Raw genomic sequence first — 13,553 nt, 5'->3', positions numbered from 1 at the left:
GGGTTGGGTCGGACCCAAGATGCTTCGAGGAGCGCCGCCGAGGCGGCGCCGGGTGCACAGGCCTATCCTGGCACTTTCTCACCAGCGAAGTACCACTTGATCTGAGGGGCTTCGAACAGCGGTAGCTGCTGCTCTTGCTCATCCGACCCGCTGACCGCCTCGGTGTGCTTCTGGCGTTGGGCCCACGCGCTGCGTCGTTGTTTGGCATCCTCCCGGGTCCGAGCGGCATCCTCCTTGGGTACGAGGACTGTCACTCGGATCCAGCCGGCCTTTTGGTTGTCCGCGGCCCTCTTCGCGGAGCGACGGCGATCCGCGTCCTCCCGGGCCAGCTGCTTCAGCAGCCGCTTATGCTTATCTTCTTCTGTGAGCGATTCGAGCTTTAGCATGTCTAGCGATTCACATGTGCTTATGGGATCGCAATATACACCACATAACAGTGCGAACCAATATCACTGTAGGAACTACGATCTCTTTGCTAGCGATTCGCCAGAGATGCGTTCCGCGCAAAATTCAACCCACCCACTATCACATCCAGAAGCGATCCGCGCATTGGTGAAGATGTGAGCCTATTTCGCTTCGTAGAGCGACGAACGACTTTTGGGACAAAAGTATAGTGAGTACACAATTTCCAATTTTTGGACTTTACATACCCATTTTTGCTTATAGCCTATTTGAGAGGATCAGCGCCGCCTGGGTCGATCATCATGTTCGCGGTCCTTCGCTTCCAGAAACTCAAGAGCCATGGGGAGATCCGCGCGATGTTCATTCACTGGCGGCGGGACAAGGACACCCCGAATGCCGATCCGGGCCGCAAGGTCGAGTTCCTGCTAGGGACATGCACGAAGGACGATGTGGTCTGGAAACTGCCCGCCAGAATTCGATCTAACGCTGTCCTGGCGGTCGAAGGCATCCTCAGCGCTTCCCCGAAGTACTTCCGGCCCGACGACCCATCGCGGGCAGGCCACGCTGACCCGGAGCGAACGGCCGCTTGGATCGCGCGCTCGCTGGTGTGGCTACACGCTGAATTCGGCGATCGCCTCGTGTCCGTTATGCATCACACAGACGAAGCAACGCCTCACATTCATTTCGCCGTCGTGCCCTTGAAAGAGGGGAGACTTTGTGCCCGGGACCTGTTCAACCGCGGCCACTTGCAGCGCATGCAAACGGAGTACGCGCAGGCCCTCGCTCCGCTCGGGATCCAGCGCGGGCGCAAGGGGTCGCCTGCCAAGCACAACGAGGTCGCGCAGTACTACGAACGCGTGAGAAAAGCCGGGGAGCCGCTAGCCGTGTCGGCCGGTGAGCTGATCGCGATGCAGGTCCTCGGCCGGACGCCGCGCGCCCTCGCGGAGCTTCAGGCGAAGGCGCTCGACGGCGAACAGGCGCGCGAGGAGATCGTGCACTTGCGCGACGAGGCTGCCCGGGCTGGCCGGATCGCGGACGAGGCGAAGGAGGAGCGCCAGGCCCTACAGAACCGCCTACGCGCCGTGCCGCTCGCCGAGGTGCTCCCCCAGCTCGGCTACCGGTCCACCTCGAAGGACGGTGCGGAATGGACCGGTCCCGCCGGTCGCATCACCAAAAAGGTCGGGACCGACGGGCGTGAGACCTTCCGCCTGCACGATCTCGGCAAGGGGGGGCGCGGCGCGATCGACCTAGTGAAGCTTGCCGAGGGGCTGGATTTCGCCGCGGCCGTGGCTTGGCTCGCCACCAGCCAGACCCGTGATGCAGCCATAGCCACGGCCGCGGCCTGCGCCGAAGATGAGGCCAGGGTCGCGCTTGATGTGAGGACGGGCCGTACGGAGATCGTGCCAATCTCCCGAGATCCCGCCGATCTTCTCGCCGTCGCCGACCGCCTCGTGTTCGAGCGCCAACTACCTGAGGAGCTGGTCCAACCCCTCGTGGATCACAAACTCATCGGTGCTGCTCGCTCCGGTGGCGACGCCATCGGCACGATGTTTCCGCTTCACGCCGGCAGCAAGGTCGGGCTGCAGGCCGATCACATCGGGGTTCGCATCGAGGGTAGCCGGCCGGACGAGGGGCACTGGGGCCTGCGCGGACGGCACGGGGTCTGGTCCTTCGCCTATTCTGGCCCGCGTCCGGGCGGACGTGAGGTCGTCGTGCTCGGGCAGAGCCCGACCAGTGTCATGAGCACCTGTGCACTCGCGCGGGAGCGGCAGGGTCTCATCCCGGCCCTCGAGCAGGACGACATCGGCCGGACCTTGTTCGTCGCCGCCGAAGGCGCTGCCCCGGATGAGGTGCGCGGCGTCTTGCGCGCCGCGGCGGCGCGCGGCGCTGAGGTGGTTACGGCGTTCGACCCTGACGAGCGGGGCCGCCGTCTGGGGAACCTGGTTCGCGAGGAGGTCGAGGCGATGCCCGCCGCGCGCGTCACCAAAGTCTCCGGGCTCGTCACCCTCGCCGGCGAGCACCTGAATGGCTTCTGGGCTCTTTGGATGATGCTGATCGCTGATGGGGCGGAGATCCTGCGGGAGCGGATCGCCAAGGCGCGCGCGGCGGGGCCGCGGCGGCGCGGACCCGGGCTTGGCGGTCCTGGCACGTCCGGTCCCGGAGGTCGGGATGATCTTTGAAGCGCGCGGCGGGGACTGAGGCCCTGCGGGGCCCTTCGGGCTGGGTGGTATACGCGATCGAGGGTCGATGTTGTCCGTGCAACCCCATCGAGCTCCGTGGATGGGGCCACCCAGCCGGTACGCCCACTTTCGCTTCCATCCCGACTGGGGGCTGTTCTTCAGGATGTACCGGACCGCGGAGCCGATGTTTCCGTTCCGCATGGCCGAGGCCGTGTGCCAGGCCTGCTGGATGTGGATCTCGCGCACATCGCCCTTGCGGCCGGCCACTGACTTCCTGAAGCGCTCGATGAGGTGTGGCGGAAGATAAATCAGGAGGTGCATGTGCTCCCCCCGACTGCCACCGTCCTTCCGCTCGGTCTTGCGGACCGCTCTGGCGTTGCCTGGCGGGCGGGTGCTCTCCCGCGTCCACACGTGCGTGAGGAGGAACTTGCGGTAGTGCGCGAACGAGCGAACCCGATCCAGAACCCTCCGCCAGTACAACGCCTGATCGGTCCGACCGAGGCCGTCGAGGTGAGCGGGCTTGATCGTGACCAGGTACGGCCGGCCGACGATCAGGCCATCCGGCTTCCTCCGTTCGGCGGCGTTGAGGTCCGCCGCGTTCTTCCATGCTGCCTCGGCTGCACGAACCTCGTCACGATCCAGCTGTAGCCCAGTCCTGCGTCGCCGCTTGTCTGCCACCTGATGTCGCCCTGAATAAAGGGGACCATCGAAAAAGGCGGCCTTGAATGATCGAGCGCGCGCGCTTTACCCATTGAAATCAAAGGGAATTTCGATTTGGTTCCGTTGCACGACGGACCCAAAAATTCTCCGATGCAATTCGGGTCCAACCGGATACATTGCCATCGACGGCCAAGCTTCCAAGGGGCGGCTACCGGTCGGCCACGACGAGCATTCAAAGATGCTCAATGACCTCGAAGCGAGATGCATCAAATTCTCTGCTACGAAGGGGTGATGGGCAGACCGTGACCAAACACGGACTACATGGCCCGGGTACGACGGGCGCGATTTCCGGCGTCGTACCCCCTGAGAACACCCTCGGCGGAACCCATAGCTCCTGAGCGGCGCGCCCCTCAGATGAGGATGCGCTCGATCTCGTCCAGGTTCACCTCGTCGGCGCGGCGATCGTAGAGCTGGGTCGTGCGCGTGGAGGCGTGGTTGGCGATGGCGGCGGCCCGTTCCAGTGTGCCGCCATTCTTCAAGTAGGCAGTGATCCCGGTCGCCCGGAACGTGTGGTTGCCGATCCGCGTGGCGATCCCGGCCGCCTTCGCCCGCCGCCGCACCATCGCGTAGGCGTTGGCGCTCGGCAGGGCCGTGCGGGTCAGCTCGGCCGTCCCGCGCCGGATCGTCCGGAACAGCGGCCCGTCGCCGTCCGCGGCGATGCCCGTGCCGTCCAGGTAGGCATGCAGGTAGCTCTCCAGGTTGTGGTGGCAGGGCAGCTCCACCGCCTTGCCACCCTTCTCGTGCAGCCGCACCCAGAGGCGGCGGTTCTGCACGTACACGTCATCGACCCGCATGGCGGTGGCCGCGCCGATCCGCGCGAACGTGTAGACCATCAGGCCGATCAGCGCCCGGTCGCGCAGGCCGATCGGCGTGGTGGTGTCGATCGCGTCGAGGAGCGCGCGCGCCTCGTCGGGGGCGAGCACGGGCGTCTTGCCCCGCTTGACCACATGCTTTGGGCCGCGCACGGCGGTGGCCGGGTTGAACGGCAGCACGCCGCCGGTCGCCAGCCAGTCGAACATCATCCGGATCGCCGCCAGCCGCTGCTTGACGGTGGGGGCGCTGTGACTGCGCCCCAGCTCCTCGACGTAGGCGGCGATGTGGATCGAACTGACGGCCGTGATCGACGGCAGGCCGTACGTGTCCAGCCAGGCGCAGAACTCACCCACGGCCCTGGCGTAGGCGCGCCGGGTGTGCGGATTGCGGATCTGTGCGGTGAAGAACTCCAGAAAGCGATAGGCGGCGCGCTCGCCGGCCGCGGCGACCAAGGTGGGAGCATGTGTGACGGCGAGCGTGAGAAGCCGACCCGTTCCTGGATCGCCTTCGGTCACATCCAGGGCGGTCGTCATATCCGGTCCACGTCGAGCCCGGCCTCCACGAGCCTGCCCGCAATCTTGCGCATTTTCGCGAACTCGGTTCCGAACGCTGGGGTCAGCCCCACAGCTTCGCAGAACTCTCTGCCGGTCACACCGTCGAGCACGCCTGCATATTTAATGACCTGCAGATGGAGCTCGGCAATGTAGCCATTCCGAGGCGAGGCCTCGATGGCATCCTTGATCCTCCTCATCGCCTCGGTCGTCGTCATGTGGGTCCTCCCGCTCAATCGACCCCTTGATATTCTAGCTTTTAGCTAAAAGCAATATGAATTTAGCTAATCGCCGATCTTTGCTAATACGTCTGATAAAGGACATTATCGTATATAGACCGGCCATACCTTCCTGCTCCTCGCCCGCTCCGTCTTTTTCGACAGCGGGCCCGTCTCTGAGACGAGGACGAGGGGTTAGAGCTGGCGCGTGTCGGTCAGATCGATGCGCGTGCGCTTCACGCCCCATACGTTCCAATGGGAGATCCGCCCTCGCGCCATACCTGAAGCGCGGCCTTGACAAGACCTCACAAAATATGTATTTTACGCATTCCTAAGAATGCCAACGAGATCCAGATTGGCCAAGTTTGAACCTGTGAGAGTGTCCTCCGCCGATGTGGTGCGGCAGTTCTCTCTCTATGCCGACATGGCTCTAACGAGCCCTGTTATTGTAAGTAAGCACGGTCGTGACCGGAACGTCATCTTGTCGTTTGAAGAGTACAACCGCCTAACCAAGCGCGATCTTATTTCACTAAAGTCAGAAGATACGCCTCAAGAATTCATTGACGATCTAGAGAGTTTTATTTCAGAAAAGTATGTTGGAGAGAAGAAATGAATATTAACCGCGCGGAGAAGACATGTTGCCAGCCCCAAGTCGTGGCCTGATTGTTCGTCACTGTTATCTTTTTCATCAAGATCAGGAGGACGGACACGAGGTTTCTGACGACCCTCACCCAGTCGTCATCGTGTCAGTCCAATCGGGTCGGGTGCTCGCCCTGGTGATCACCCACTCACCGCCGCAGTCCGATGCCGCCGCCGTGGAGATCCCGGCGGAGGTGAAGGCGGCATCTGGTCTCGACGAGCATCGCCAGTGGGTCGTCGTGAACGAGGCAAACCTTTTCACGTGGCCGGGTCCCGATCTGCGGACGATCTCGGGAAGCAATCCCCCGTCACCGGTCTATGGTACCATGCCGACCGACTTCCTGCGGGAGGTCGCCAGCGCCTACATGGCATGTCGGAGAGGGGACCCGACCGACGCCAAGACGGTCGAGCGGGCGTGAGCGACCGACCCGCGCCAGCTGCCGGCATCATCCCCCACTACCAGTCTGCCGCCTAGCGCTGCCGCAAAGCAGAAGGGTGCGACGGCCTTCTCGCCACTCGCGGGGCGGCCGTTTTCGTTCGCCCGGCCGCTTGGTGCGAACCCAAGCGAGGCAGGAGGTGCCGGGCTTTCTGTTTTCCGGTTGACCGCAGGGCCGTCAGGTACGCCCCGCCTGATGCTAGGTTACCGCGTAGTGAATGCCTTGGCAGGGCGTTAGCCGTTCAGCTCGGGTGCGCCGGCAGCTTGACCTTCTGCGGTGGCCGGCAGCGCATCTGAGAAGAGATCTGCCCAATCTGTCCTTGCAGGCCGCCGAGCTTGAGACGGAGCTGCTTCGGGTCGTGTCCCTTGGAGTGGTGTAGCTGACCGAGAGCGGGAGAGCCCGCCTGCGCGCCCTCACAGCGCTGTAGCAGGCGGGATCTCTCGCGGGGGTGGCCATCGGCGGTGACGGATTAGGATCGGGTTGCTGACACCCACCCCGAACCCGGGAGACCCCCGATGACCGATGCCGTTATGAGCCTGCGCGCCCTGGCTGAGAAGAGTGCGGACGCGGATGTGCTGCGCGAGATGATCGGCTTTGCCGCGCAGCGTCTGATGGAACTGGAGGTGGGCGGCCTGACCGGCGCGGCCCACGGCGAGAAGAGCCCGGAGCGGCTGGCCCAGCGCAACGGGTATCGTGACCGAGACTGGCAGACGCGGGCCGGCACCGTCGAGTTGCGCATCCCGAAGCTGCGGACGGGCAGCTACTTCCCGAGCTTCCTCGAGCCGCGCCGGATGACCGAAAAGGCGCTGACAGCCGTAATCCAGGAGGCCTACATCCAGGGCATCTCCACTCGGGCGGTCGATGATCTCGTCCAGGCCTTGGGCGGGACGGGTATCTCCAGTCTCCAAGAAGGAGATCGTGCGGGCCGCCTTCTACGCGCTATTGGATAGCCTCGACGTGAACACAGAGCGTAATAAACACCTTCACGCATTTGCGCTTGTTGAGCGTTCTTCCGATGAATGCGACACCCTGATACCCTTCAAACCACGAAAGAATAGCAAGCGTAAGAGCTAGAAGGCTTTAGACCGAGCTTACTGACAACTTTCGATAGGGTGCGTGCTGTCATCGTCATAACCCTGTCATACTGTTCTTACATGTCCCCGTTGTTCCATCTCGGGAACAAGTCGGCGCGTCCAGTCTCGACGCTCCTTGCACCTTGTGACTTGCGGCACGAGTGCTCCCAAGGTCTCGTGCCGCCTTCTCCCTGCCTCAGCGAAGTCTCGCTAAGTCCGTGTCGGCGTGGCACCGCGCTGATCGAGGTGCCCGGCCCATCATTCTCGGCGACGATGCCGGCCTTTTATTCACCCGGGACGGTTCAAGCCGCTCATCCGATTGTGGCGCAGCCAGAGCCCACACACAGGCTCCGGCTGCGACCGGCGTCAATTCGCGATGCGCTTGGCCGATCCTGCATGCGGGAAGTCGACCTCGGTCTTGAACACCTCGTTGACGTAGTTTGTCAGCACGTTCGCTGCCACGTGCAACACGATCTCAACGGTCTGCGCATCGGTGTAGCCGGCTGCGCGCAAGGCCGCGACGTCGGCCTCCGTCACATCAGCGCGGGTCACCGCGACTTTGCGGGCGAAAGTGACCGCTGCGTCGGCACGGGCATCGGTCGACCGGCCTTCTCGGTTGGCCGCGATCTCCGCTTCTTCGAGCTTGTGGCGCTTGGCGAGGGCTGTGTGAGCTGCGTTGCAGTAGTCGCAGCCATTGACGTTCGCGATCGCCAGAGCGATCCGCTCACGCGTCGCAGCGTCGAGGGTACCGCGTGCGAGCGCCCCGGAGAAGGCGAGCACGCCTTCAAGGCCGGCTGGGCTCTGCGCCAGAACCTTGTAGAGGTTCGGCACGACGCCGAGTTTCTTGCCTACGCCGTCGAGTAGGTCCTTGGCATTACCGGTCGCCGTGACCGGATCGACGGAAGCGATACGTTGCATAGTCAATCTCCTGATGATCGAGCGGTGACACGAAGCAGTGCAAGTCAGCTGCGGCCGAGGCGGATCGCCTTGAGAGAGTCGACGGCGATCCAAAGCGAAATGGCGAGCAGGCCCACGTCCTTGAGCAGGAACTGACCGATCGGAACCGAGATGGCGGGGAAGCCGATCTCCGGGGCGGCAACTCCGGGCGTCGAGGCCATGAAGCTCAGCGTCGTCGTGAAGAGGCCGGCTGAGAGGAAGCCTCCGAGCGCCGACAGCGCAGGATTGACGAGCCGCGCGGCGATCAGTGCGCCGATGCTGAGTTCCAGCACGCCGAGGAAGGCCGAGAAACTGCGCACGCTGAAGATGCTGTAGAACCAGCTCAGCAACGGGCTGTTGCTGACCAGCGGTACCAGCCCCTCGGCCTCGTACGCGGTGAACTTCATACCGCCGAACCACGCGTAAATAACGACGAGTGAGGCGTAGAGCGCAACCTGGATCAGGCGATCTCCGTGGCGATCGACAATAGTCAGCCCTTGAGCAACGCTAACTGGGTAGCCACTTCGGCCCGACGTTTGGGAATGCAGAGGCATGGATATTCTCCGTGATGAAGCCGTAGCGGTGGAGGTGACGCACACCTCCACCGGTTGAATTGAGGGTGACGAACGTTACCGCACCGGGACTTCGATGCGCGCGCCCCAAACGTTGATGGTCCGGCTGACCGGCGTCTGAGCTCCTGACGCCGTAACGGCGGGCAATCCCGAAGAGGAGGTGTAAGCGGTCTCTCGCGCCTTCCTGGGCAGCGAAACAGCACCTTCACTGCGCGAGATGCGGGGCGCGTTGAGCGGTTGGCCGACCTCTGGCCGGATGAACTCATGGCCCCAGGCGGAGAAGGTGCGGCTTTCTTGGGCGGCAGCCGGCAGTGTGGCAGCGGCGAAAACCGAGGCGATCACGAAAGCGGTGCGTGTAAACATTGTGGTCTCCATTCAGTTTGAGCGGGTGTCTGCTGCGGGTTGTCCGGGCAGGGTGTGGTTCCGCTCGGTGAGTAAGTTTTATATAAAACCATATTTGGGAGATGGATGTGCGCGACCGCACATGATATGATATCAAACTATCTGGGGGTGGGGCTCCGCAGCGAACGACGCTCGCATGAGCGCTTGCTCCACCCATATGCATGTAGCTTGTACCGATACTTGTTTTGGAACCACAACGTGTCCACGCCCTCCCGCATGACTCCCGATACCGCAGCAGCCATCGAGCAGGCCTGTATCTGTGTGGCTGTCCAGCGCGCTGCACGCGTGATTGGGCGCGAGTTCGACTCGGTATTCCGAGCCGTCGGTCTATCGAACTGGCAGTTCACACTGCTTACTACACTTGCGCTTGGCAATCCGCCGACTATGCGTGAGTTGGCAGACGAGCTTGCCCTCGACAAAAGCACTCTTACGGCCAACGTCAAATTGCTTGAGAAGCGTGGATTGATCACGATTGAACCAGACTCTCAGGACCGACGCGCTCGACGCGTGCGTTTAACAGGTCCGGGTCGCTCTCTCCTCGACGACACCATTCCGCTGTGGGAGCAAGCGCAGGCAGCATGTCTGGCGCGCTTAGACATCGCGGAGGCTGCCTCGTTACGGCAGACACTTGCGACTCTGTCGAGCCGTACTCATGAATGAAGAAATCTCCTCGGCCGAGCTTCATTGTGGTCCGTGGCCCGGAGAAGCGGCGGGTTCAGAGGACGACTGCCAGGCCCGCCAGTAGGGCGCGCTCGCGCTTGGGCCTTGCTGACGGGCTCGCCCGCTACACCCCTGGGCGGGGTGGCCTGGCCGATGCACAACCGGAACCGTCGAAGGCTGCATGCGCGCCACTGAGAGGCGCCACGAACGAAGAACGCCCGCCTCCGGAGGAGACGGGCACCTGATATGTCCTGTCGGTCGTGTCCCTTGGAGTGGTGTAGCTGAACGAAAGCGGGAGATCCCGCCTGCGCGCCCTCCACAGCGCTGTAGCAGGCGGGGTCTCCCGCGGGGGTGGCCATCGGCGGTGACGGGTTAGGATCGGGTTGCTGACACCAGGCGGGCCCCTTCGCTTTCTAGCTACAGCTTTCTAGGAATTCTGGTGAAGGGTCGGGGGTGCCGACCCTGTTCGGCTCCTGAGCACCATGGCGTCAGGCTGCCCGCCCATACATGGAGCGCCATGGCCTATTTCGAGCACTCGATCGGCGGACCTCAACGCGCTCGATCGCGAGAGCGAGGGTTTCGGGTTCGGCCACATGGTGCTACCGCACTGTGGTGTGATGGTGCATCAGCATCGAAGTACTACGGTGCGATGTCATCGTGACTTTGCCAACCATGCTTCCGCGGCCTGGATCAGGATCGCGTTGATGCTGGTCTCATCCTTGAATGCGATCTCTCGAAGAGTCCGGTGGAGCGCCTTCGGCAGGCGGATGTTCAGCGCCACCACCTCAGCCTTTGCCGCGGCCTCCGACTTATCAGGGCCCCCCAACCCCTCGCCTTCCGTGGCGGCGGCAAAGCCAGCGGCCACAGCGCTCACCGCCGGGGTGGCCGCCATCCGCGCGCCGAGGCCCGAACCCGTCTTCTTGCCAGTCACGCTAGTACCCTCTCGATCACGTCCGCCACTGCCTTCACCTCGCTGTCAGCCGGCGAACCGGTAGCGAAGGATCCCACTGTGTCGCCGGTGTTGAAGGCCCGCACGAAGGCGGACCGGTACGCCAGCGCCGGGCCTACGGGCTCGCCCAGCTTGCCCAGCTCCTCCACGATCTCGCGCCCCTCGGCCGTCCGCCGGTCTACCCGGTTCGGAACGATGAGCGCGGCCGGCTTGCCTGCGCGGTGCTCACGGGCCCGACGGATCACGGCCAGCACCTCGCTCATCGCCATCATGTCGAGGCCGGAGGGACCGCACGGCAGGATAGCCAGGTCCGCGAGGCCCACGGCAGCGCCAAGCGCGGCGTCGAGGTGCGGCGGGCAATCGAGGATCAGGATCTCGGCCGCCACCTTCCGCACCTGCCCGACCCACGCCTTGAGGCTGTCCACCGTGACCGGCAGATGGTCGACAGGGAGGCGGAGGTTACCCGGCGCGGCCCATTGGGCGGCCGAGCCTTGAGGGTCGGCGTCCACGAGATGAACGCGCTTCCCCCGCGCGGCGAGTTCGCCCGCGAGGTGGACCGCGACGGTCGTTTTTCCGATCCCGCCCTTGCGCCCGACAACAGCGATCACCTGGACCATGGCACCGCAATACCTCCGCACGATGGTGCTGCTGCACCACTGCATCACCGCACGCTCGCACCGAAGTGTTAACGCACTGTTATGCGATGGTGCCTTAGTACCATGGTGCTTCGGTTTTGACGCACCAAAGGACCGTGGTATCACAGCACCGGAGGGCGGGAGGCGGCGATCGAGGAAGCGTGAGGGTACGACGGGAAGAAGCCGTAGCGCGGGCGGTCAGACCCGATCGAGGTAGTCTTGATCCAGGAGGCTGCCGTAGCGCAGGAGGGTCTTCACCCGCACGGTCTCGAACCGCACGCCGGCCCACCCGGCGTCGATCAGCTGTTACCGGCCGTTTATGCTCTCGGTGAAGCTGTTGTCCTATATCCCCCGGTGCCAGTTGAGGATCTCGACCTCGTATTACCGGACATCTCCAGCGCGCGGCCCATCGGCTGCATCACCTCGGTCCAGCGACCCTGGTCGCGCTTGTCGAACCGATCGAGCTGCGCGGAAGCCCGCTCGGCATACTTGAACCCGTAGAGCTCCTTCAGCATCCAGGCGCACTGCAGCTCCGACTTCAATCGCAGCATGCCCTTCAGCTCGGTCCACTCGGCGCGGGTCAGCTCGCGGCGGGTCCTGTGACCCCTAGGAAGTGGTAGGGCCCAGCTGGCGGGTTGCCGTATGTAGGCGTCGATTACCGCGATGACCCCTCTGCTGGTGATGACACCAGCCTTCCTCAGGTCCGCTAGGGTTGAAGGTCCAGCCGGTATCGGCGCGCTGTTCATTCCCTAGCGTTGACTTAGCCGTGCGCTCCGGCCGACATGCCATGTCCGGTCGGAACGCGCCTTGCGCGAGTCGCCGGCATCACCAGGAGCACCGACCGCCGCAGTAGGACCCTGAAAAGCCAACAGCCCCGACCCGGCAAGGTCGAGGCTGTCGAATTCGAGATGGTCTGTGGGACCGATTTTCCAGCCCCCACAAGCCATGAAGCGCCCTCGGGCGTCAAGTCAGAACCCCGGTTCTGGCAACGATACCGGCTTGTCTTGAACGGAGCGCACAGCCTGCGCCGCCGATCGTCCCCCTGTGGCCCTGTGGAAAGGGCCGAGATACGTGTTCGCAGATGAGATCCGCCGCGCGATCGAGGCGGCCGACCGAATCACCTTGCCCCAGGTGACAGCGCTGCTGTGGCGCGCGTTCGGGGACGGAACGGTCACAGAGGCCGAGGCCGAGGCATTGTCCGGGCTAATCGAAGCACGGACCGATGCGCCGGCCGCCCGGCGGTTCTCCCTGCCGGCGGCGAGAGTTCCTAACCCAGACGATAGTGCGCCCATCCAGGATCGAGCAGGATCCGCCAGGAGGGCCGTCGGCTCGCGCCCGCGCACGGATGCCTCGATGGAGCGCCGTCGCCGCTGGGCCGCCTCGGGGCGGCTCCCGCCAGGGCTCGCGGCTCGGTTCACGCTGGCCGAGCAGGCGGTCCTCGCCCTCGTGGCGGCTGAGACCACCAGGCGGAAGGACTGCCGGCTGTCGATCGAGAACATGGCTGCGGTCGCGGGCGTGTGCCGCTCGACGGTCAAGAACGCCATCCGCGAGGCGCGCCGGCACGGACTGCTGACCGTCGAGGAGCGGGCGATCACCGGCTTTCGCAACGATACGAACGTGCTCCGGATCGTCGCGGCCGAGTGGCTCGCGTGGATCCGACTGGCGCGGCGTGGTGACCCCCTCCCCGACCGACGCGGACAAGCCGGGCCTGCGTTTCATCAGGGGGGAGGGGTCAAAAGCGTAACCAGCACGCCTACTGAGGTTCTAACCCTGTCAGATTCGAGGAAAATGGAACCCTCAGAAGGCTGCCGAGGGGCAGCGGTCGACCTTGAACGAAGCGCACACCCCAGAATCCGCGTGGGTGGTGGCACGGGCCGAGCCATGCGGTAGGCGCACGCGGATGGACGATATGACGAACGATGCCGATCAGGCCTCCGGCTTGGGTCTGCTGCCCTGCTTTGCTCCGGCGGTCCAAGCGCTTGCCGTCGTGATCGGGAGCGCCGCTGGCTCTGGCGCTTCGGACGACACGGCGCTGCGCACCGCCGAAGCGCATCTGCTGGCCCTCCGACGGAATGCGGCGAGGGACACACCGGGGCTGTCCCACGCGCTCGACGCGGTTCGGTCAGCCGTGTGCGGTGTCGAGGAGATCAGCCGCCTTTCCTCGGGCTTCGATCCGGGCCGTGACGAGCTTCTGGCTCTCGCGAGGACGCAGGGCCTGCTCGCCGTCGGCTTCCTCGCAGAGATCCTGCGCAGAGCCAAGCCGAAGGTGGCGGGTTGGGTCGGACCCAAGATGCTTCGAGGAGCGCCGCCGAGGCGGCGCCGGGTGCACAGGCCTATCCTGGCACTTTCTCACCAGCGAAGTACCA

The 13,553-nt window shown here is 64.2% G+C and carries 14 protein-coding genes and 1 pseudogene; 7 read left to right on the top strand and 8 right to left on the bottom strand.

Features of this window, described 5'->3' with window-relative positions:
• Positions 1–62 precede the first annotated feature (62 nt).
• Positions 63–386: a hypothetical protein gene (locus ACPCJR_RS26085; RefSeq protein ID WP_391516824.1), complete on the bottom strand. Its 324-nt coding sequence runs from the start codon at positions 384–386 to the stop codon at positions 63–65.
• A gap of 318 nt (positions 387–704) precedes the next feature.
• Between ACPCJR_RS26085 and mobV the strand changes: the two genes are divergently transcribed.
• Positions 705–2,582 carry a MobV family relaxase gene (mobV, locus tag ACPCJR_RS26080; RefSeq protein ID WP_053622554.1) on the top strand — a complete coding sequence of 626 codons (1,878 nt, stop codon included), beginning with the start codon at positions 705–707 and terminating at the stop codon, positions 2,580–2,582.
• A 1,070-nt stretch (positions 2,583–3,652) separates the two neighbouring features.
• On the opposite strand, the gene ACPCJR_RS26075 is transcribed toward mobV, so the two are convergent.
• Positions 3,653–4,648, bottom strand: coding sequence for a tyrosine-type recombinase/integrase (locus tag ACPCJR_RS26075; RefSeq protein WP_083461145.1), 996 nt, complete (start codon positions 4,646–4,648; stop codon positions 3,653–3,655).
• On the bottom strand, positions 4,645–4,884 hold the full coding sequence (locus ACPCJR_RS26070) for an HTH-like domain-containing protein (RefSeq protein WP_053622552.1): 240 nt from the start codon (positions 4,882–4,884) through the stop codon (positions 4,645–4,647). The genes ACPCJR_RS26075 and ACPCJR_RS26070 overlap by 4 nt, the downstream gene beginning before the upstream one ends.
• A gap of 355 nt (positions 4,885–5,239) precedes the next feature.
• Between ACPCJR_RS26070 and ACPCJR_RS26065 the strand changes: the two genes are divergently transcribed.
• From ACPCJR_RS26065 to ACPCJR_RS26055, 3 genes and pseudogenes are all read left to right on the top strand, one after another.
• Positions 5,240–5,497 (top strand): hypothetical protein, encoded by a 258-nt coding sequence (locus tag ACPCJR_RS26065; protein WP_391516402.1) that lies wholly within the window; start codon positions 5,240–5,242, stop codon positions 5,495–5,497.
• Positions 5,498–5,519: 22 nt separating this feature from the next.
• On the top strand, positions 5,520–5,942 hold the full coding sequence (locus tag ACPCJR_RS26060; RefSeq protein ID WP_391516400.1) for a hypothetical protein: 423 nt from the start codon (positions 5,520–5,522) through the stop codon (positions 5,940–5,942).
• 533 nt (positions 5,943–6,475) lie between these two features.
• Positions 6,476–6,868: pseudogene (locus ACPCJR_RS26055) on the top strand (transposase); the annotation flags it as partial.
• A gap of 531 nt (positions 6,869–7,399) precedes the next feature.
• On the opposite strand, the gene ACPCJR_RS26050 reads toward ACPCJR_RS26055, so the two are convergent.
• The 3 genes from ACPCJR_RS26050 to ACPCJR_RS26040 all read right to left on the bottom strand — a co-directional run bounded on the left by ACPCJR_RS26050 (position 7,400) and on the right by ACPCJR_RS26040 (position 8,904).
• On the bottom strand, positions 7,400–7,951 hold the full coding sequence (locus ACPCJR_RS26050; RefSeq protein ID WP_391516398.1) for a carboxymuconolactone decarboxylase family protein: 552 nt from the start codon (positions 7,949–7,951) through the stop codon (positions 7,400–7,402).
• A gap of 44 nt (positions 7,952–7,995) precedes the next feature.
• Entirely contained in the window at positions 7,996–8,523 is a 528-nt protein-coding gene (locus tag ACPCJR_RS26045) for a YkgB family protein (RefSeq protein ID WP_053622559.1), read from the bottom strand.
• Positions 8,524–8,598: 75 nt separating this feature from the next.
• On the bottom strand, positions 8,599–8,904 hold the full coding sequence (locus ACPCJR_RS26040; RefSeq protein ID WP_391516396.1) for a hypothetical protein: 306 nt from the start codon (positions 8,902–8,904) through the stop codon (positions 8,599–8,601).
• 237 nt (positions 8,905–9,141) lie between these two features.
• Between ACPCJR_RS26040 and ACPCJR_RS26035 the strand changes: the two genes are divergently transcribed.
• Positions 9,142–9,603 (top strand): MarR family winged helix-turn-helix transcriptional regulator, encoded by a 462-nt coding sequence (locus ACPCJR_RS26035; protein WP_391516394.1) that lies wholly within the window; start codon positions 9,142–9,144, stop codon positions 9,601–9,603.
• A 652-nt stretch (positions 9,604–10,255) separates the two neighbouring features.
• Here the strand turns inward: ACPCJR_RS26035 and ACPCJR_RS26030 are convergent.
• Positions 10,256–10,534 (bottom strand): hypothetical protein, encoded by a 279-nt coding sequence (locus ACPCJR_RS26030; protein ID WP_391516407.1) that lies wholly within the window; start codon positions 10,532–10,534, stop codon positions 10,256–10,258.
• On the bottom strand, positions 10,531–11,169 hold the full coding sequence (locus ACPCJR_RS26025) for an AAA family ATPase (protein ID WP_053622563.1): 639 nt from the start codon (positions 11,167–11,169) through the stop codon (positions 10,531–10,533). Before ACPCJR_RS26025 ends, ACPCJR_RS26030 begins: the two co-directional genes overlap by 4 nt.
• A 1,089-nt stretch (positions 11,170–12,258) precedes the next feature.
• On the opposite strand from ACPCJR_RS26025, the gene ACPCJR_RS26020 reads away from it, so the two are divergent.
• Positions 12,259–13,077 carry a hypothetical protein gene (locus ACPCJR_RS26020; protein ID WP_053622562.1) on the top strand — a complete coding sequence of 273 codons (819 nt, stop codon included), beginning with the start codon at positions 12,259–12,261 and terminating at the stop codon, positions 13,075–13,077.
• Positions 13,078–13,096: 19 nt separating this feature from the next.
• On the top strand, positions 13,097–13,553 hold a 457-nt coding region (locus ACPCJR_RS26015; protein ID WP_423477291.1), incomplete at its 3' end, for a hypothetical protein.

The organism is Methylobacterium sp. NPDC097929 (assembly GCF_049543375.1).
Lineage (GTDB): Bacteria > Pseudomonadota > Alphaproteobacteria > Rhizobiales > Beijerinckiaceae > Methylobacterium.
The sequence above is the reverse complement of the archived record's forward strand: the minus strand, read 5'-3'. Positions and strand labels throughout refer to the sequence as shown.

What these genes read in the sequence shown, in the direction of transcription:
- ACPCJR_RS26085 (WP_391516824.1), bottom strand. Translation starts at nt 386, where the DNA reads ATGCTAAAGCTCGAATCGCTCACAGAAGAAGATAAGCATAAGCGGCTG.
- mobV (WP_053622554.1), top strand. Translation starts at nt 705, where the DNA reads ATGTTCGCGGTCCTTCGCTTCCAGAAACTCAAGAGCCATGGGGAGATC.
- ACPCJR_RS26075 (WP_083461145.1), bottom strand. Translation starts at nt 4,648, where the DNA reads ATGACGACCGCCCTGGATGTGACCGAAGGCGATCCAGGAACGGGTCGG.
- ACPCJR_RS26070 (WP_053622552.1), bottom strand. Translation starts at nt 4,884, where the DNA reads ATGACGACGACCGAGGCGATGAGGAGGATCAAGGATGCCATCGAGGCC.
- ACPCJR_RS26060 (WP_391516400.1), top strand. Translation starts at nt 5,520, where the DNA reads ATGTTGCCAGCCCCAAGTCGTGGCCTGATTGTTCGTCACTGTTATCTT.
- ACPCJR_RS26050 (WP_391516398.1), bottom strand. Translation starts at nt 7,951, where the DNA reads ATGCAACGTATCGCTTCCGTCGATCCGGTCACGGCGACCGGTAATGCC.
- ACPCJR_RS26045 (WP_053622559.1), bottom strand. Translation starts at nt 8,523, where the DNA reads ATGCCTCTGCATTCCCAAACGTCGGGCCGAAGTGGCTACCCAGTTAGC.
- ACPCJR_RS26040 (WP_391516396.1), bottom strand. Translation starts at nt 8,904, where the DNA reads ATGTTTACACGCACCGCTTTCGTGATCGCCTCGGTTTTCGCCGCTGCC.
- ACPCJR_RS26025 (WP_053622563.1), bottom strand. Translation starts at nt 11,169, where the DNA reads ATGGTCCAGGTGATCGCTGTTGTCGGGCGCAAGGGCGGGATCGGAAAA.